Annotated in this window: 14 protein-coding genes and 1 tRNA gene; 10 read left to right on the top strand and 5 right to left on the bottom strand. The window is 62.6% G+C overall.

Features of this window, described 5'->3' with window-relative positions; all coding sequences use genetic code 11:
* Positions 1-8 precede the first annotated feature (8 nt).
* Both GA829_RS10585 and GA829_RS10580 read left to right on the top strand, forming a co-directional pair.
* Positions 9-1,232 carry a lytic murein transglycosylase gene (locus tag GA829_RS10585; RefSeq protein WP_195178442.1) on the top strand — a complete coding sequence of 408 codons (1,224 nt, stop codon included), beginning with the start codon at positions 9-11 and terminating at the stop codon, positions 1,230-1,232.
* A 53-nt stretch (positions 1,233-1,285) separates the two neighbouring features.
* Positions 1,286-2,509, top strand: coding sequence for an SGNH/GDSL hydrolase family protein (locus GA829_RS10580; protein ID WP_195178441.1), 1,224 nt, complete (start codon positions 1,286-1,288; stop codon positions 2,507-2,509).
* 63 nt (positions 2,510-2,572) lie between these two features.
* On the opposite strand, the gene GA829_RS10575 is transcribed toward GA829_RS10580, so the two are convergent.
* Entirely contained in the window at positions 2,573-4,027 is a 1,455-nt protein-coding gene (locus tag GA829_RS10575) for a glutamate synthase subunit beta (protein ID WP_195178440.1), read from the bottom strand.
* A gap of 143 nt (positions 4,028-4,170) precedes the next feature.
* Complete coding sequence (gltB, locus tag GA829_RS10570) at positions 4,171-8,901, bottom strand: glutamate synthase large subunit (RefSeq protein WP_195178439.1); 4,731 nt, start codon at positions 8,899-8,901, stop codon at positions 4,171-4,173.
* A gap of 518 nt (positions 8,902-9,419) precedes the next feature.
* On the opposite strand from gltB, the gene GA829_RS10565 reads away from it, so the two are divergent.
* Both GA829_RS10565 and GA829_RS10560 read left to right on the top strand, forming a co-directional pair.
* On the top strand, positions 9,420-10,469 hold the full coding sequence (locus GA829_RS10565; RefSeq protein ID WP_195178438.1) for a threonine aldolase family protein: 1,050 nt from the start codon (positions 9,420-9,422) through the stop codon (positions 10,467-10,469).
* Positions 10,470-10,495: 26 nt separating this feature from the next.
* Positions 10,496-11,392 carry an MBL fold metallo-hydrolase gene (locus tag GA829_RS10560; protein ID WP_195178437.1) on the top strand — a complete coding sequence of 299 codons (897 nt, stop codon included), beginning with the start codon at positions 10,496-10,498 and terminating at the stop codon, positions 11,390-11,392.
* A 47-nt stretch (positions 11,393-11,439) separates the two neighbouring features.
* On the opposite strand, the gene GA829_RS10555 is transcribed toward GA829_RS10560, so the two are convergent.
* A complete protein-coding gene (locus tag GA829_RS10555; RefSeq protein ID WP_195178436.1) occupies positions 11,440-11,907 on the bottom strand; it encodes an Hsp20 family protein in 468 nt (155 codons plus the stop codon).
* A 473-nt stretch (positions 11,908-12,380) separates the two neighbouring features.
* On the opposite strand from GA829_RS10555, the gene GA829_RS10550 reads away from it, so the two are divergent.
* The 4 genes from GA829_RS10550 to GA829_RS10535 all read left to right on the top strand — a co-directional run bounded on the left by GA829_RS10550 (position 12,381) and on the right by GA829_RS10535 (position 14,857).
* Positions 12,381-13,340, top strand: coding sequence for an alpha/beta fold hydrolase (locus GA829_RS10550; RefSeq protein ID WP_195178435.1), 960 nt, complete (start codon positions 12,381-12,383; stop codon positions 13,338-13,340).
* A gap of 164 nt (positions 13,341-13,504) precedes the next feature.
* On the top strand, positions 13,505-13,660 hold the full coding sequence (locus GA829_RS10545) for a hypothetical protein (RefSeq protein ID WP_195178434.1): 156 nt from the start codon (positions 13,505-13,507) through the stop codon (positions 13,658-13,660).
* 117 nt (positions 13,661-13,777) lie between these two features.
* Positions 13,778-13,918: a DUF1127 domain-containing protein gene (locus GA829_RS37290; protein ID WP_308462332.1), complete on the top strand. Its 141-nt coding sequence runs from the start codon at positions 13,778-13,780 to the stop codon at positions 13,916-13,918.
* A gap of 108 nt (positions 13,919-14,026) precedes the next feature.
* Entirely contained in the window at positions 14,027-14,857 is an 831-nt protein-coding gene (locus GA829_RS10535) for a helix-turn-helix transcriptional regulator (RefSeq protein WP_195178433.1), read from the top strand.
* Between the two features lie 12 nt (positions 14,858-14,869).
* Here GA829_RS10535 and hisN read toward each other — a convergent pair whose 3' ends face one another.
* Together hisN and GA829_RS10525 are read right to left on the bottom strand one after the other, a co-directional pair.
* Positions 14,870-15,643 carry a histidinol-phosphatase gene (gene hisN, locus GA829_RS10530; protein WP_195178432.1) on the bottom strand — a complete coding sequence of 258 codons (774 nt, stop codon included), beginning with the start codon at positions 15,641-15,643 and terminating at the stop codon, positions 14,870-14,872.
* A gap of 387 nt (positions 15,644-16,030) precedes the next feature.
* Positions 16,031-16,972 (bottom strand): N-formylglutamate amidohydrolase, encoded by a 942-nt coding sequence (locus GA829_RS10525; protein WP_195178431.1) that lies wholly within the window; start codon positions 16,970-16,972, stop codon positions 16,031-16,033.
* A 163-nt stretch (positions 16,973-17,135) separates the two neighbouring features.
* On the opposite strand from GA829_RS10525, the gene cpdR reads away from it, so the two are divergent.
* On the top strand, positions 17,136-17,498 hold the full coding sequence (gene cpdR / locus GA829_RS10520; protein ID WP_010911372.1) for a cell cycle two-component system response regulator CpdR: 363 nt from the start codon (positions 17,136-17,138) through the stop codon (positions 17,496-17,498).
* A gap of 115 nt (positions 17,499-17,613) precedes the next feature.
* A tRNA-Val gene (locus tag GA829_RS10515) sits at positions 17,614-17,688 on the top strand.
* Positions 17,689-17,708 lie beyond the last annotated feature (20 nt).

The raw sequence follows: 17,708 nt of genomic DNA, 5'->3' as shown, positions 1-17,708 counted from the left end.
AGGAAAAGATGTCCGTTCGCAATGCCGCAAAGCGTTTTACCAGCGTCATCACGGCCGCCAGCCTCTCGATCGCCCTGCTCATGCCAGCCGGCCCGGCTTTTGCCGACGCGGGCTTCCGGCAATGGGTTGCCGGCTTCCGCGCCACCGCCGTTGCCGGCGGCGTTTCAGGCGCCCTCTATGACCAGGCTTTCAGGGACATCAAGGATATTGACCCGGTCGTGCTGGAAAAGGCACGCACGCAGCCCGAGTTCACGGCGCCGGCCTGGGACTATTTCGACAACCGTGTCCATGACCAGTCGATCGCCGTTGGCCAGCAGATGGCCCAGAAATGGAAGCCCTGGCTGGACAAGATCGAGGCCAGATTCGGCGTCGACCGCTACATCCTGCTGGCCATCTGGTCGATGGAATCGAATTATGGCGAAATCCTCAAGCGCGACGACATCATGCGCAACGTCGTGCGTTCGCTGGCGACCTTGGCCTATGCCGACCCGAAGCGGGCGAAATTCGCCCGCACCCAGCTCATCGCCGCGCTGAAGATCCTGCAGACGGGCGATATCGATGAAAGCCATCTGAGCGGATCCTGGGCCGGCGCCATGGGCCACACCCAGTTCATCCCGACCAGCTATCAGCACTATGCCGTCGACATGGACGGCAACGGCAAGCGCGACATCTGGAACTCCATCCCCGATGCGCTGGGGACGGCCGCCAACTTGTTGAAGAAGAATGGCTGGCAGGCAGGCAAGACCTGGGGCTACGAGGTTACCTTGCCGGCCGGGAAGCTTCCCAGCGGCTCGAAGACGCTGGCGCAATGGCAGGCGCTCGGCGTTGTCAGGGCCAATGGCAAACCGTTCAAGAACGCCACCGACAAGGCGACGCTGAAAGTGCCGGACGGCCGTGATGGCCCGTCTTTCCTGATGATCAAGAATTTCACCGTCATCAAGGCGTACAACAACGCCGACAAATACGCGCTGGCCGTCGGTCTGCTTGCCGACGAGATTGCCGGCGGCAGCGGTCTGGTGCAGGACTGGAAGCGGCCATTCACCAAACTGTCCTTCGAGGAGAGGCAGGAGTTGCAGAAGCGGCTTTCACAGCATGGCGTTTACGACGGCAAGTTCGACGGCAAGATCGGCGACGGTTCCAAAGCCGCCATCATCGCCTATCAGGCAAAGGTCGGCTTGACCCAGGACGGGTATCCGAGCATGGAAGTGCTCAAATGGCTCAGGAAGAAATAGAGCCAGTCCGGCGCGCTCAGAAGGGGTGCCGCGCCACAGGGATGGAGAGGCGATTGGTTTCGGCTGTGCGTATCCGGGTAATCGTTCGCCGCGTGCCGATCCTGATTCTGGCCATAACCGTGCTTGCCATTGGCGTGACTGCCTCTCTTCACAGCCCCGCCCTGGCGCAGGAACAGCAGCAGAGCCGCGGCTGGTCGCTGCGCGACCTTCTGTTTCCGCGCCGCAGCGAGCGCGTCGAGCCACCGGTCCAGCAGACCAAGCCAAAGGCGCGCAAGCCTCGTGCCGCACCTCGCCAGCCCGCCGAGCCGCAGGTTCCGATCGTCGAGAAGACACCGGACGCCCGCACGGTGCTGGTGGTCGGCGATTTCATGGCGAGCGGGCTGGCCGAGGGCCTCGACACAACCTTCGCCGAAAACGCAGGCGTCAAGATTGTCGTCCGCAGCAATGGTTCATCCGGCTTCGTGCGTGACGATTTCTACAATTGGCCCGAACAGATCAAGTCGCTGATCGAGACCGAAAGGCCCGCCGCCGTTGTCGTCATGCTGGGCTCGAACGATCGCCAGTCGATGAAGGTCGGTGACGTGCGCGAACAGCCGCGTTCCGAGAACTGGACCAAGGAATATGAACGCCGCACCGATGCGCTTGGCAAGGCGATCGCCACGGCCAAGGTGCCCTTCCTATGGGTCGGCATGCCGGCCTTCCGGGTGCCGAAGATGACATCCGACATGCTGGCCTTCAACGACATCTACCATCAGGCGGCGGAAAACCATGGCGGCGAATTCGTCGACGTCTGGGACGGCTTCGTCGACGAGAACGGCGCCTTCGTCTCCAGCGGACCTGACATCAACGGCCAGCCGGTGCGGCTGCGCGCCGACGACGGCATCAATGCTTCCAAGGCCGGCAAGCGCAAGCTCGCCTTCTACACCGAAAAGCCGCTGCTGAAGATCCTCGGCCTGACCGCGCCCGGCAGTGCCGTCATCGCCTCCGCCCCCGCGGGCGCACCCGTCGAGGCGCCGGCTCCGGCCGCGGCACCTGTTGTCGTCGACCGCACGGTGCCGATGCTGCTCAGCGATCCCGCGCTCGATGGCGGCACCGAACTCCTTGGCTCAGCCCCGCCGATAAAAGCCAATCTCGACCTGCCCGGCGAAAAGCTTGTCAACGAAGGCAAGGCATCGGACGCCTCGCCCGGCCGCGTCGATGATTTCTCCTGGCCGCCCAAGGTCCAGCCGGCAACGACGGCGGCCGCAAACGGCTCGGCGACGGCGATCAATCAATAGGCAATTCAGAGTTCATGGGAAAAGGCGCCAAACCAGCGCCTTTTCATTTCAAAACAGAAAGCCTCACCTCGGCAGAACACTCGATCCCATCAAGGCCTCGTCGATGGAGCGGGCGGCCTGCCGGCCTTCGCGGATTGCCCACACGACCAGCGACTGGCCGCGGCGCACGTCGCCTGCCGCATAGAGCCCGTCGACGCTGGTCTTGTAGTCGTGGTCATTGGCCGCCACATTCCTGGAGCGGCGGCTGTCGGTGACGATCGTCATCTGCCCGTCCATTTCCGCCACCAGCCCGGCCGTCGTCGGTCCGGCAAAGCCGATAGCGATGAAGGCCAGATCAGCGCGGATGACGAATTCGGAGCCGGCGATCGGCTTGCGCTTGTCATCCACCTCGCAGCACTTGACGCCGGTCAGTTGGCCTTCTTCACCGATGAATTCCAGCGTTGCCACCTGGAACTCGCGCTCGGCGCCCTCAGCCTGTGAGGATGAAGTGCGCATCTTGGTCGCCCAGTATGGCCAGACCGAGAGCTTGTCTTCCTTTTCCGGCGGCTGCGGTCGGATGTCGAGCTGAGTGACGCGCACGGCGCCCTGCCGGAAGGCGGTGCCGACGCAATCGGAAGCGGTATCGCCGCCGCCGACGACCACAACATGCTGGCCGCTGGCGATGATTGGATGCGACGGCCAGGCCACCGACTGGATCGGCTCGCCGCCGACCCGCCTGTTCTGCTGCACCAGGTAGGGCATCGCGTCATGGACACCGCCGAGATCGTCACCGGGAATGCCGGCCGCGCGCGGCGTTTCCGAGCCGCCGCAATAGAGCACTGCATCATGTTCGGCGAGCAATTCGGCCATGGGCTTGTCGACACCGACATTGACGCCGCAATGGAAGGTCACACCCTCGCCCTGCATCTGCTCGATGCGGCGGTCGATATAGTGCTTCTCGATCTTGAAGTCCGGGATGCCGTAGCGCATCAGCCCGCCCGGCCGGCTCTCGCGCTCATAGACATGGACGTCGTGACCAGCACGGCCGAGCTGCTGCGCGGCGGCCATGCCGGCAGGGCCGGAGCCGATGACGGCGACCCGCTTGCCGGTCTTCTTCTCCGGCGGATAAGGCCGGATATGGCCGGTCTCGTAAGCCTTGTCGGCGATCGCCTGCTCGACCGTCTTGATGGCGACTGGAATGTCCTCGAGGTTCAGTGTGCAGGCTTCCTCGCAAGGTGCGGGGCAGATGCGGCCGGTGAACTCAGGGAAATTGTTGGTCGAATGCAGGTTGCGGATCGCGTTATCCCAATCGCCGGCATAGACGAGGTCGTTCCAGTCCGGAATCTGATTGTGCACCGGGCAGCCCGTCGGCCCATGACAGAACGGAATGCCGCAATCCATGCAGCGCGCGGCCTGTTTCTCGACCTCCTTGTCCGACATCGGCAGCGTGAATTCACGGAAATGCCGGATGCGGTCGGAAGCTGGCTGGTACTTGTGCACCTGCCGGTCGATCTCAAGAAAGCCTGTTACCTTGCCCATAGTCCAGTTCCCTGCTGTCCAGATGGTGCGGTTTTCGCCGCACCCGTAACCTCATAAGGCAGCCGTGGCAACCTTCAGTCCGAGGTCGGGATTGTTGATGATGTGCCGGCCGGGAAGCCAGACTTCCCGGCTCTTGCAAAAATCTATTCGGCCGCGACGCCCATGCGCATGCGTTCCATCTCGATCAGCGCGCGGCGGTATTCGACCGGCATGATCTTGCGGAATTTCGGCCGGAACGTCGCCCAGTCGTCGAGGATTTCGCGCCCACGCACCGAACCCGTGTAGTGCACATGGTTCGAGATGAGCTGGTAGAGCCGCTCCTCGTCATGGCTGGTCATGTCACCGGAGACGTCGACGCGGCCCTTGTGGTCGAGATCGCCGCCATGGTGCAGCAGCCTCTCCATCAGGTCGTCTTCTTCCGGCACCGGTTCCAGTTCGACCATCGCCATGTTGCAGCGCTCGGCGAAATCGCCGGCCTCATCCAGCACATAGGCGACGCCACCCGACATGCCGGCGGCAAAGTTGCGGCCAGTCTTGCCGATGACGACGACGATACCACCGGTCATGTACTCGCAGCCGTGGTCACCCACGCCTTCGACGACGGCAGCCACGCCCGAATTGCGCACCGCGAAGCGCTCGCCGGCCACGCCTGCGAAATAGGCCTCGCCTTCGGTGGCGCCGTACAGGACCGTGTTGCCGACGATGATGGAGTCAGCCGCGACGATCTTCGAATTCTCTGGCGGGCGAATGACGATACGTCCGCCCGAAAGGCCCTTGCCGACATAGTCGTTACCGGCACCGACGAGCTCAAACGAAATGCCGCGCGCCAGGAACGCGCCGAAGGACTGGCCGGCGGTACCGGTCAGCTTGACCGAGATCGTGTCCTCGCGCAGGCCCTTGTGCCTGAAGCGCTTTGCCACTTCGCCCGACAGCATCGCGCCGGTCGAGCGATCGACATTGCGAATGTCGACCTCGATGCGAACCGGCTGCTTGCTCTCGAGCGCCGGCTTGGCCAGCTCGATCAGCTTGCGGTCCAGCACATCGTCGATCGGGTGCTTCTGCCGCTCGGTCCAGTGCACGGCCTCGTGCGGCGCATCGGGCTTGTAGAACATCTTCGAGAAATCGAGCCCGCGCGCCTTCCAGTGCTGGATCACGTCGCGCTTCTCCAGGAGATCGGCATCGCCGATGATCTGGTCGAGATGGGTGAAGCCCATCTCGGCCAGCAGCCCGCGAACCTCTTCCGCGACATAGAAGAAGAAGTTGATGACATGCTCCGGCGTACCCTTGAAGCGCTTGCGCAGCACCGGGTCCTGCGTCGCGACGCCGACCGGGCAAGTGTTGAGATGGCACTTGCGCATCATGATGCAGCCAGCCGCGATCAGCGGCGCGGTCGAGAAGCCGAACTCGTCGGCACCCAGCAACGCGCCGATGATGACATCGCGGCCGGTGCGCAGGCCGCCATCGACCTGCAGTGCCACACGCGAACGCAAGCCGTTGAGCACCAGCGTCTGATGCGTCTCGGCAAGGCCCATTTCCCAAGGGCTGCCGGCATGCTTCAGCGAGGTCAGCGGCGAAGCACCCGTGCCGCCGTCATAGCCGGAGATGGTGATGTGGTCGGCGCGCGCCTTGGCAACGCCCGCCGCGACCGTGCCGACACCGACTTCAGACACCAGCTTGACCGACACGTCGGCCGCCGGATTGACGTTCTTCAGGTCGTAGATCAGCTGCGCCAGATCCTCGATCGAATAGATGTCGTGATGCGGCGGCGGCGAAATCAGGCCGACGCCGGGCGTCGAATGCCGGACCTTGGCGATGGTCGCATCGACCTTGTGGCCGGGCAGCTGGCCGCCCTCGCCGGGCTTGGCGCCTTGCGCGACCTTGATCTGCATCATGTCGGAGTTGACGAGATATTCCGCCGTCACGCCGAACCGCCCGGAAGCGATCTGCTTGATCGCCGAACGTTCCGGGTTCTTGCCGCCGCCGGGCAGCGGCAGATAGCGGTCGGACTCTTCGCCGCCCTCGCCGGTGTTCGACTTGCCGCCGATCTGGTTCATGGCGCGCGCCAGGGTCGTATGCGCCTCCCGGGAGATCGAGCCGAAGGACATCGCTCCCGTCGAGAAGCGCTTGACGATATCCGCCGCCGACATGACGTCGTCGAGGGCGACCTTCTTGCGGCCGGTTTCCTCGGCCAGCTTGATCTTGAACAGACCGCGAATGGATTGCGCCCGCGCCGTCTCGCTGTCGATCTGCGCTGAATACTCCTTGAACGTGTCCCAGGAACCCTGGCGCACGGCGTGCTGCAAGGTCGCGACCGCGTCGGGTGACCAGATATGTGCCTCGCCGCGCATGCGGAACAGATATTCGCCGCCGACCTCCAGGCTGTTGCGCAGCACCGGATCGTTGCCGAAGCCGTCCGTGTGACGGCTGACGGTCTCGCCGGCGACCTCGTCCAGCCCGACGCCTTCGATCAGCGTCGCGGTGCCGGTGAAGTACTTCTGCACGAAGTCCGACTTCAGGCCGATGGCGTCGAATATCTGCGCGCCGCAATAGGACTGGTAGGTCGAGATGCCCATCTTGGACATCACCTTGAGGATGCCCTTGCCGATCGACTTGATGTAGCGCGAGACGACTTCGTAGGCGTCGACCTCCGCCGGCAGTTCGCCGCGCTTGTGCATGTCGAGCAGCGTGTCGAAGGCGAGGTAAGGGTTGATCGCTTCCGCGCCGTAGCCGGCGAGGCAGCAGAAATGATGCACTTCGCGCGGCTCGCCGGATTCAACGACGAGACCGACCGACGTGCGCAGGCCCTTGCGGATCAGGTGATGATGCACGGCCGCCGTCGCCAGCAGCGCCGGAATGGCGATGCGGTCCGGCCCAAGCTGGCGGTCGGACAGGATGATGATGTTGTAGCCGCCTGCGACCGCCGCTTCAGCCCGCTCGCACAGGCGGTCGATGGCGCCCTGCATGCCGGACGCCCCCTCGGTCGAAGCATAGGTGACATCGATCGTCTTGGTGTCGAAACGGTCCTCGGTATGGCCGATCGAACGGATCTTTTCCAGATCGCCATTGGTCAGGATCGGCTGGCGCACCTCGAGCCGCTTGCGGCGCGAATTGCCGACGAGGTCGAAGATGTTGGGCCGTGGCCCGATGAAGGACACCAGGCTCATCACCAGTTCCTCGCGGATCGGATCGATCGGCGGGTTGGTGACCTGGGCGAAGTTCTGCTTGAAATAGGTGTAGAGCAGCTTCGACCTGTCCGACATCGCCGAAATCGGCGTGTCGGTGCCCATCGAGCCCACGGCTTCCTGGCCGGTGGTCGCCATCGGCGACATCAACAGCTTGGTGTCTTCCTGGCTGTAGCCGAAGGCCTGCTGGCGATCGAGCAGGGAAACGTCCTTGCGCAGCGCGCGCGGCTCGACCGGCTTCAGATCCTCCAGAATGAGCTGTGTGTTGGCCAGCCAGTTCTTGTAGGGATGCTTGGTCGCGATCTCCGACTTGATCTCCTCGTCGGAAACGATGCGGCCCTTTTCCAGGTCGATCAGCAGCATGCGGCCGGGCTGCAGCCGCCACTTCTTGACGATGCGCTCTTCCGGCACCGGCAGCACGCCGGCTTCCGAAGCCATGATGACACGGTCGTCATCGGTGACGATGTAGCGCGCCGGGCGTAGACCGTTGCGGTCGAGCGTGGCGCCGATCTGGCGGCCATCGGTGAAGACGACCGCGGCCGGCCCGTCCCATGGCTCCATCAGCGCGGCATGATATTCATAGAAAGCCTTGCGGTCGGCATCCATGAGCTTGTTGCCGGCCCAGGCTTCCGGGATCAGCATCATCATGGCGTGGCTGAGGCTGTAGCCGCCCTGGAACAGGAATTCGAGCGCGTTGTCGAAACAGGCGGTGTCGGACTGGCCTTCATAGGAGATCGGCCACAGCTTCGAGATGTTGTTGCCGAACAGTTCGGAATCGACCGACGCCTGGCGCGCCGCCATCCAGTTGTTGTTGCCGCGCACCGTGTTGATCTCGCCATTATGCGCAACCATGCGGTAGGGATGCGCCAGCTTCCACGATGGGAACGTGTTGGTCGAGAAGCGCTGGTGGACCAGGATCAGCGCGGTATCGAAGCGCGGGTCGGTCAGGTCCTTGTAGTAGGCGCCGACCTGGTAGGCCAGGAACATGCCCTTGTAGACGATGGTGCGCGCCGACAGCGAGACGCAATAGGAACCGATGTCCTTGTTGTCGTTCTCGGCATAGATGCGGCCCGATATGACCTTGCGCAGCAGGTAGAGCCTGGCCTCGTATTCCTCGTCGTCGGGAATGTCCGACGTGCGGCCGATGAAGACCTGCCTGTGGAACGGCTCGGAGGCAACGATATCGGGAGCCTTCGACAGCGATGAATTGTCGACGGGCACGTCACGGAAACCGATCAGCGGCAGCCCCTCGGACTGCGCCGATTCGGCGATGATGTCCTCGATATGAGCACGAAGTGCCGCGTCCTGCGGCATGAACCAGTGGCCGACGCCGTACTGGCCCGCTGGCGGCAGTTCGATGCCCTGGGCAGCCATCTCCTCACGGAAGAACCGGTCCGGAAGCTGGACCAGAACGCCCGCGCCATCGCCGACCAGCGGGTCGGCGCCGACAGCGCCGCGATGCGTCAGATTCTCCAGAACGGCAAGGCCGTCCTTGACGATCTGATGCGACTTGACGCCCTTCATGTTGACGATGAAGCCGACACCGCAGGCATCGTGCTCGTTGCGCGGATCGTAGAGACCCTGCGCCGCAAAGCCGGTGGTGGCTCGGATGTGGTTGGTGGTATTTTTGACGGTTGCCGCTTTCGTCTGCGCGGCCTGGCCGTTCGTCGCAGAAAGCGTCATGTCCGTCATGTCCTGTCCTCCGTTACCAGCCCTTCGGGCGCTGGCCAGTTCTTCGGTCGCCAATTTGCCTCGGCAAGCACTTGGCTCACCCTCGATCCTTGCGTCACGTCTTGCGAAATCCTTGCCGAACCGTGCGGCTTTCCGCATGGTCCGTATTCGTACAGGCCAGAGTCATTCCTACTGGCAGCAGTCCGGCCGTCCACCTGTCGCTCGCGGCAACGGCCGGAGAGGCCCAAATGATACGCCAATCCAGCTTGTTTTGTGCGACAAAATAAGACAGCACTACTGTCCTAAATTTTTATGACAGAATTCCTGGACACACACAAGACCGATTCACAAAAAACTTGGCCGTTCGGCGACAGAAAATTACGTGAAGTGGAGTGAAAACGTAAGCTTCATTCGCCGCGTATCTACGAACCCGCCGCTCTGGCTTTACCGGTTTTCCAAGCCTTGGCCCTTGCGAGCAGCCCATCAAACCGGTCAAGGTTCTGGCGATTTCCCTGATTTCCCCAAACACAGGCAGACGCATGTTTTTCGCTTCCGACAACTGGGCAGGCGCCCACCCCAGCATCGCGGCCGGCCTTTCGGCCCACTCCGGCGGCTTTTCAACCGCCTATGGCGACGGCACGCTCGACCAGACCGTCTACAACCGCTTCAGCGAGATTTTCGAGCGCGATGTGGCGGTATTCTTTGTGGCCACCGGCACGGCTGCCAACTCGCTGGCACTGGCCGCCTACAACAAGCCGGGCGGCATTTCCTTCGCCCATCGCGAATCGCATGTCATCGAGGATGAATGCGGCGCGCCGGAATATTTCTCCGGCGGCTCGCGCCTTCATGCCATCGACGGGGCACTGGGCAAGATGGATCCGCACAATCTTGAAAAGGCCGTCGGCCGTTTCGCTCCCGAGATCGTCCATTGGGGCCGGCCCATGGCGATCTCACTCACCCAGTCGACCGAAGTCGGTACTGTCTATGGCCTCGATGAGATTTCGGCGATCTCGGCGATCACCAAACGGCATTCCTTGCCGTTGCATATGGATGGCGCGCGCTTTGCCAACGCCTTGGTGGCGCTTGAAACGACACCGGCTGAAATGACTTGGAAACGCGGCGTCGATATTCTTTCCTTCGGCGGTACCAAGAATGGTTGCTGGTGCGCCGAGGCGATCGTGCTGTTCGACCTCGACCGCGCCAAGGAACTTGCCTTCCTGCGTAAGCGCGCCGCGCAACTGTTCTCCAAGTCGCGGTTCATCGCGGCCCAGTTCGAAGCCTATTTCACCGATGGCCTGTGGCTTGAGACAGCCCGGCACGCCAATGCCATGGCAGCGCGCCTGGCCGCGGCAATCGAGGATTCCGCCTCGGCACAGCTGGCATGGCTGCCGCAGGCCAACGAGGTTTTCGCGGTGATGAAGACAGCCCAGGCCGAAAGGCTGCAGGCGGCGGGCGCCGCCTTCTATGACTGGCACAAGCCGCATGGCTTCGATGGGCATATCGGCGAGGGCGAAACGCTCTATCGCTTCGTCACCAGCTTTGCCACCACGACTGAGGAAGTCGACCGCTTCGGCCAGCTGATCGCCTGAGCACCGGGAATCGCGAGAAAGCCAAAATGACGAAACCGCCTCTCGGTTCAACCATGCGGATCGTGCATCCGGCGCCGAATGTCGTCGGTTTCTATGATGGCCGCATCGAGGGTGTCCGCGCCTGGTCGGACGAGCCCAACTGGCTCGACGACGGCGCCTACACGCTCGGGATCTGCACCTATGCGATCGTCGATGGGCCGCAGGCGCTTGTCTACGACACCCATGTTTCGCTGCCGCACGCCCGCATTGTCAGGCGGACGCTGGAGGCCATGGGCGTAACCTCGATCCGCGTCGTGCTCAGCCACTGGCACGACGATCATATTGCCGGCAACGAGGTCTTCCAGGATTGCGAGATCATCGCCAATGGCCTGACCGCGTCCGCGCTCGCACAAAACCGGGTCGCGATAGAAAGCGGCAATCCGCCAATCAGGCCGCTGGTGCTGCCCAACAGCACCTTCGATGGCAGCCTCGGCCTGATGGTCGGGTCGATCGCCGTCGAGCTTCGTCAGGTCGAGATCCACAGCCATGACGGCACGGTGCTGTTCATGCCCGACACCGGCCTCTTGCTGGCGGGCGACACGCTGGAGGACCCGATCACCTATGTCGCCGAGCCGGCACGGCTGGTTGAGCATCTGAAAGATCTCGAACGCATGGCAGGCTGGCCCATAGACCGCATCTTGCCCAACCACGGTTCATTGCAGGCAATAGAAGCAGGCGGCTACGACAAGGGCTTTATCACCGCCACGCAAGCCTATGTCAGCAAGCTGCTTGCCTGCCGGGACGAGCCAGATCTGGCAAGGCAGGATCTGAAAACCTTCGGCGCCAGCATCTTTGCCTCGGGCGCGGTCGACTATTTCGCCCCATACGAACCCGTTCATCGGGAAAACGTCGCGGCGGTGTTGGCGGCCGGAGCCGGGCAATAAAAAGGCGGCGCCTTTCGGCACCGCCTTTGCCTTGGGAGGCTATGGGGTCAGTTGGAGGTCTTGGCCTCGATCTGCTTGGCCTTGGCCGAAGACGCCGTAATGGCGATCTTGCGCGGCTTCAGCTCCTCGGGAATGTTGCGCTTGAGGTCGACGAACAGCAGGCCATTCTTCAAGGAAGCGCCGACGACGTCGACATGATCGGCAAGCTGGAAACGACGTTCGAACGCGCGCGAGGCAATGCCGCGATAGAGCAGTTCGGAACCTTCGCCGGTGCCCTCGTCCTTGCGCTCGCCTTTAACGGTCAGCACGTTGCGATGGGCTTCGATCGAGATTTCCTCGTCCGAGAAGCCGGCGACAGCCATCGAGATGCGATAGGAATCCTCACCGGTCCGCTCGATATTGTAGGGCGGATAGGTCTGCGCGCCATCAGGCTGCGCAAGCGAATCGAGCATCGTGAAAAGACGGTCGAAGCCGACGGTCGAACGGTAAAGCGGGGAAAAATCAACGTGACGCATAGGGTGTTCTCCTGCTGAGCAACAAGGTTTGCGTATGGCCGGTGCGAAACCCGTGAGCGGCGTTTCGGATAGACCAGCGGCCCCGACATTGGCGACCGCATTCGACATTTGGGGAGCGGGCGAAGGCATTTCAAGATTTTGCTTCCCGGCAAAAGCCGTCCAGCCTCATTTCGATGAACGGCAGATGAACCGGCGCTTCGGCACGCGTTCAGACAGGCGGCGCTACAGTGTCCTCAACATCAGGATATGCGGCGCCGAAAGACAGACATCAGGCACCGCGACGAGGCCGACCGGGGTGTAACGTCCCTTCCTCCCGGATCGACAGAGGCCGGAAGCACGCATGACGCGGCTTCCGGCCTTCCCCGTGTCAGGCGGTCATCGTCAATCTGCCTGGAATTCCTTTGCTTTTGCCGCGTTGGCGTCTATCACCGTGGCCAAACCTGTGTCTGACGCACACCAAGACGAAGCGCCGAATGACGGACCTCTTCCACGACATTCCAGGCAATCCGCGACCGGAGAACGCCACTGGCGGTTTCTTCACCACGCGAGACGGCAAGAAGATCCGCTACGGCCTGTTCGCAGCGGTTGCCCGGCCGATGAAGGGTACGGTCGTCCTTTTGACCGGACGCAACGAGTGCATCGAGAAATATTTCGAAACCATCCGCAACCTCGCCGATCGGGGTCTCGGCGTCGCCACGCTGGACTGGCGCGGCCAGGGCGATTCCGACCGGCTGATCCGCGACCGCCAGCGCGGCTATGTCCGCTCGTTCCGCGACTACACCAGCGACCTCGAGCAATTCTTCGAGGAGATCGTGCTGCCTGATTGCCGGGGGCCATATTACATCCTGGCGCATTCAGCCGGAGCGGTGATCACGTTGCTGGCGGCGCCCTCGATGGTGAACCGGGTACGGCGCATGGTGCTGATCGCGCCGTTCCTGACCTTGCCTGATCTGCCGGTGTCCATATCGACCGTTCGCCGCGTCTGTTCCTTTCTCTGTCTGCTGGGCCTCGGCCGGCTTTATGCCGCCTGGGGGCCGCGGCCGAAGCAGCCGGCCCCTTTCGCTACCAACAAGGTGACGTCGGATCCTGTGCGCTTTGAGCGCAACACGCAGATCTATAAAACCTATCCGCGGATGGCGCTTGGCGGCCCGACGATCCGCTGGCTGCAGGCAGCGGCGAAAGCTTCCGAAGCCGTCAGCGATCCGGATTTCATGGCCAGGATTCAGGTTCCGCTACTGATTGTCGCCGCCGGCGCCGACCGGGTCGTCTCGACCAAGGCGGTCGAGGCCTACGCCAGGCATCTACGCCTCGGCTCGCTGCTGATGATTGACGGCTCGCGCCACGAAATTCTGCAGGAAGCCGACATCTACCGCGAGCAATTCCTCGCCGCCTTCGATGAATTCATTCCCGGCACCGACGATCCTACGGCCTGACTGGCAACGGCGGCCTACATCCAGGCCGACTGCTGACACCCCGTTGTCAGGAGGACGGATCGACGGCGCCAACCGCACCCAAAACCGCTAAAGAATCCGACAGCCCGAACCGCTCGAAATCGCTCATCTGCCTGTGTCGAACTGAACGCCATGGAGATGAGATCATGACCGAGAAAACCTGCGCCGCCTGCGATTGCCAGCTGGACGCCAACCCGATCCGCGTCAAGGTCGGCGGCAAGACCGTCGAAGTCTGCTGCGAGGAATGCGCGCAGGCGCTGAACGAAGCCGGCGCCTCTGCAACCAGCCCCAGTGAGGACTGAGTGATGCACCACCATCATGCAGCCACCCCACGCCTGGCCAGCCCCATCCGGGCAGACACCCCGGCGATCCAGGCCTCACCGAATATCAAACGGCTCCCGCGGGCTGCGATCGTTGCGATGGCAAGCTGGATCAGCCTCCAGTTGGAGAGGCGGCGGAGCCGGCGCGCTTTGCTCGAAATGAGCGACGAACAGCTCAAGGACATCGGCCTGTCACGCGGCGAAGCCTATTCGGAATCCGTGCGGCGGTTGTGGGATTGAGCAGCGGCCTGGTCAGAAATCTCCTGGCAGGAATGGGCAGGCCGATTGGGTAAGGTCCCGGACAATGCCGGAACCAGATTTCGGCGCAAGGGAGAGCACGCAGCCGCCATGTCGCAATTCACCGTCCAACCGCTCCTGGAAACAGGCATCGTCAGGGTCAGGGATGTCGTCTGCAGCGGTGAATGCCGGCACAAAAGCGTGGAAGAATGCACTTCGGCCACGCATCTGGTGTTTCCCCATCGCGGCGTCTTCGTGCGTCATGTCGGGCGCAACGACGCCGTTGCGGAGGCCAACCAGCTGCTGTTCTTCAACGAGGCGGAAGCCTATCAGATCAGCCACCCCGTCGAGGGTGGCGATGCCTGTCTCGATATCGTTGTCGAAGAGGCGCAGTTGCGGGAACTGGCGCCAAAGGAACAGTTGCGCGGTGGCGGCCTCCTGGCATTTCGCCGCCAGCGCCGCCGCATAGACCCGCGAGCGCAGGCTCTGGTGGCGTTGCTCCGCCACAGCCTGAGCCGCGACATCGCCGAGACGCTGGAAGCGGAAACCCTGGTGCTGACGCTGGTGCGGAGGTCTCTCGGCGAGCGCACCTCGCATGTCGCCGGCGCCAGCCCCGGCCGGCAGAAGCTGGTGGACCGCGCCAAGCTGGTGCTCTCATCCGACCTGTCGCGGCGCTGGACACTGGCTGAAATCGCCGCCGAGGTCGGCGTTTCGCCCGTCTACCTCACCCAGGTCTTTCAACAGGTCGAAGCCATGCCGCTCTATCGCTATCACCTGCGCTTGCGGCTGGCGCGTGCGCTGGACCTGCTTGGCCGCTACGACAATTTGACCGCGCTGGGCATGGATCTCGGCTTTTCCAGCCACAGCCATTTCAGCGCTGCGTTCAAGCAGGTCTACGGTCGCACGCCGGCGGAATTTCAGCGCTCGATAAAACCACGTTGAACCCAGGCGATTTCAGCCGCGCAACGCGGCCATCGCAGCCGCATGAAGCTCAGGGGTTGCCGCTGCCAGCACATCGCCGCCCTTTTCCGCCGGCCCGCCGTCGAAAGTCGTGACAATGCCGCCGGCCTTCTCGATGATCGGGATCAGCGCCACGATGTCGTAGGGTTTCAGGCCTGGGTCGGCAACGATGTCGACACTGCCTGAGGCAACCATGGAGAAAGCATAGCAATCGGCGCCGTAGCGCACGAGTTGCACCTGATTCTCGAATTCATCGAAGCGTTTGCGCGCCTCGCCCTTGAACAGCGCCGGCGTGGTCGTGAACAGCGTCGCCTCGGAGAGCTTGGTCGTCTTGCGGGTCGTCAGCTTTCTGGGCCCGCCTGGCCCCTCGTAATGCGACCCGGAGGCGTTGGCATAGAAAAGCTCGCCGGTGAACGGCTGCGACATCATGCCGGCGACAGCATCGCCATCGACCGTCAATCCGACCAGCGTTCCCCACACCGGCAGGCCGGAGATAAAGGCGCGTGTACCGTCGATCGGGTCGATGACCCAGACGTGCCGGCTGGAGATGTTCTCGCTGCCATGCTCTTCGCCCAGGATGCCGTGATCGGGATACTCGGCACCGATTAGCGCGCGGATCGCCCTTTCAGCCTCGCGATCGGCCTCGGTTACCGGATCGAAGCTGCCTTTTTCCTTGTTGGCGACCGCGCCCTGGGCGCGGAAGCGCGGCAAGGTCTCGGCCGCGGCCGCCTGTGCGATCCGACGCATGAAGTCGATGCTGATGTCCAAGTGATTCTCCCGCATTGCAGCATGCCCGGACGGTCGTTTGCCGGGTGTTTCCCCTCAAAACAAGGGTGTGGAACGATTTTTTCTCGCGAACAACTGTTGCCCGAATGTCACGCAACCGTCATTGAAATGCAATTTCCACATCAGAGTGAATTAAAAAGGCCTGTCGATCGCTTGACATTTGTGCAGCGCACAATAGGCTCATCGTCGGACAGGGTTTCCTGTCCATGCCCTCCTTGGGCGTTTCCTCCCTAGACTTCGACCGTATCGTGCAAACGATGCGGTCTTTTTTTTACGCCGGCATGCGGCACACGTTCCCCGCTTGCTTTGCCCGTTCCGCGTTCGCGCCGTTTCCCCTGCATTTGCTTGTGCCCAAGAGCCTGCAAACCGTCACTCAGCTGCCAGCGGCAGGTCGACAAAGTGATGATCGGGCATCGACATCAGATTCGCCGAGAAGCGCGTCAGATCGTCGGCCAGCGCATCGAAGCCGGCGGCCTTCTGGAAAGTCCGCTCGTTCATGTAGAGCCCGCGATTGACCTCGATCTGCAGCGCGTGGAGATGCCGCGCCGGCCGGCCATAGTGCTCGGTGATGAAACCGCCGGCATAAGGTTTGTTATGGGCCACGGTGTAACCCATGGCGGAAAGCAGGCCGATCGCCGTCTCGGTCAAGGCGGGCGAAGCCGAGATGCCGAAGCGGTCGCCGACGATGAAATCGGGCCGCAGGCCGCTGTCGCCGACCCGGATGCTGGCCGGCATCGAATGGCAATCGATCAGTACTGCATAGCCGAACCGCGCATGGGTTCTGGTCAAAAGCCGCTTCAGCGTCTCGTGATAGGGCTTGTAGACGGCTTCGATGCGGGCCACCGCCTCCGCCAGCGGCAAGCGGCCGGCATAGATGTCGAGGCCCTCGCCCACCAGCTTGGGCACGGTGCCGAGCCCGCCGGCGACCCGCGCCGAGCGGATGTTGCAGAAGGATGGCACAGGCTCGGCGAACATGCGCGGGTCAAGTTCCCACGGCTCACGGTTGACGTCGAGATAGGCGCGCGGAAAGTTCGCCGAAAGCATCGGCGCGCCGAGCGCAACCGCGCCGCCGAACAACTCGTCGACATAGCAATCCTCGGAGCGGCGGATAGCGTTGCTGTCCAGCCTGGCCATGGCCAGGAAGCGTTGCGGATAGTAGCGGCCGCTATGTGGCGAGTTGAAGAGGAAGGGAACGCGTTGCTCGACGCCCGAACGGATTTCGAAGGGTGGAACGACCGAAAAATCCTCGGCTGCCGTCGTCAATTTGAACGAACCCAAAAACACCAGTGCATCATGGGGTGAAAGTGCCACCTTGGCGGCCGCATGTCCAGCATTTCGGCACCGGCATCGCCTATCCAAATGCGGATAATGCTTCGCCACGTTCACTTGATGTTTACCGTCACCTCCTCATATACAGGATGGTTAACGGGCTGGCCCCACGGCAGTCTCGGGCGGGTGATTCGGACGGGATATGATGGCACGCATTCTTCTGGCGGAAGACGACGACGATATGCGCCGCTTCCTCGTCAAGGCGCTGGAGCGCGCCGGCTACCAGGTCAGCGACTTCGACAATGGCGCCAGCGCATATGAGCGGCTGCGCGAAGAGCCCTTCTCGCTGCTGTTGACCGACATCGTCATGCCTGAGATGGACGGCATCGAGCTCGCTCGCCGCGCCACCGAGATCGACCCCGACCTCAAGGTCATGTTCATCACCGGCTTCGCCGCCGTTGCATTGAACCCGGATTCCAAGGCGCCGAAAGACGCCAAGGTTCTGTCAAAGCCATTCCATCTGCGCGATCTCGTCAACGAGGTCGAGAAGATGTTGCACGCAGCCTGAGGCATTTTAGGCAGGGCGCCGGCGACTGTTTGCCGGTGCGGCAAAACGGAGCCTTCTTTCCTTTTTCCTGCTATTGACGCGCCGTACCAAAAATGGTGTATGCGCGGCTTCGGATGGGCGTGTAGCTCAGCGGGAGAGCACTGCATTGACATTGCAGGGGTCACAGGTTCAATCCCTGTCACGCCCACCATCCAAACACTTCCTATCGCG

Origin of the sequence: Mesorhizobium sp. INR15, from assembly GCF_015500075.1 — a bacterium.
Taxonomy (GTDB): domain Bacteria; phylum Pseudomonadota; class Alphaproteobacteria; order Rhizobiales; family Rhizobiaceae; genus Mesorhizobium.
This window is presented reverse-complemented; position numbering and strand designations above follow the sequence as displayed.

Excerpts from the sequence above, each read along its gene's own strand:
- GA829_RS10585 (WP_195178442.1), top strand. The coding sequence starts at position 9 with ATGTCCGTTCGCAATGCCGCAAAGCGTTTTACCAGCGTCATCACGGCC.
- GA829_RS10575 (WP_195178440.1), bottom strand. The coding sequence starts at position 4,027 with ATGGGCAAGGTAACAGGCTTTCTTGAGATCGACCGGCAGGTGCACAAG.
- gltB (WP_195178439.1), bottom strand. The coding sequence starts at position 8,901 with ATGACGGACATGACGCTTTCTGCGACGAACGGCCAGGCCGCGCAGACG.
- GA829_RS10565 (WP_195178438.1), top strand. The coding sequence starts at position 9,420 with ATGTTTTTCGCTTCCGACAACTGGGCAGGCGCCCACCCCAGCATCGCG.
- GA829_RS10560 (WP_195178437.1), top strand. The coding sequence starts at position 10,496 with ATGACGAAACCGCCTCTCGGTTCAACCATGCGGATCGTGCATCCGGCG.
- GA829_RS10555 (WP_195178436.1), bottom strand. The coding sequence starts at position 11,907 with ATGCGTCACGTTGATTTTTCCCCGCTTTACCGTTCGACCGTCGGCTTC.
- GA829_RS10550 (WP_195178435.1), top strand. The coding sequence starts at position 12,381 with ATGACGGACCTCTTCCACGACATTCCAGGCAATCCGCGACCGGAGAAC.
- GA829_RS10545 (WP_195178434.1), top strand. The coding sequence starts at position 13,505 with ATGACCGAGAAAACCTGCGCCGCCTGCGATTGCCAGCTGGACGCCAAC.
- GA829_RS37290 (WP_308462332.1), top strand. The coding sequence starts at position 13,778 with ATGGCAAGCTGGATCAGCCTCCAGTTGGAGAGGCGGCGGAGCCGGCGC.
- GA829_RS10535 (WP_195178433.1), top strand. The coding sequence starts at position 14,027 with ATGTCGCAATTCACCGTCCAACCGCTCCTGGAAACAGGCATCGTCAGG.
- cpdR (WP_010911372.1), top strand. The coding sequence starts at position 17,136 with ATGGCACGCATTCTTCTGGCGGAAGACGACGACGATATGCGCCGCTTC.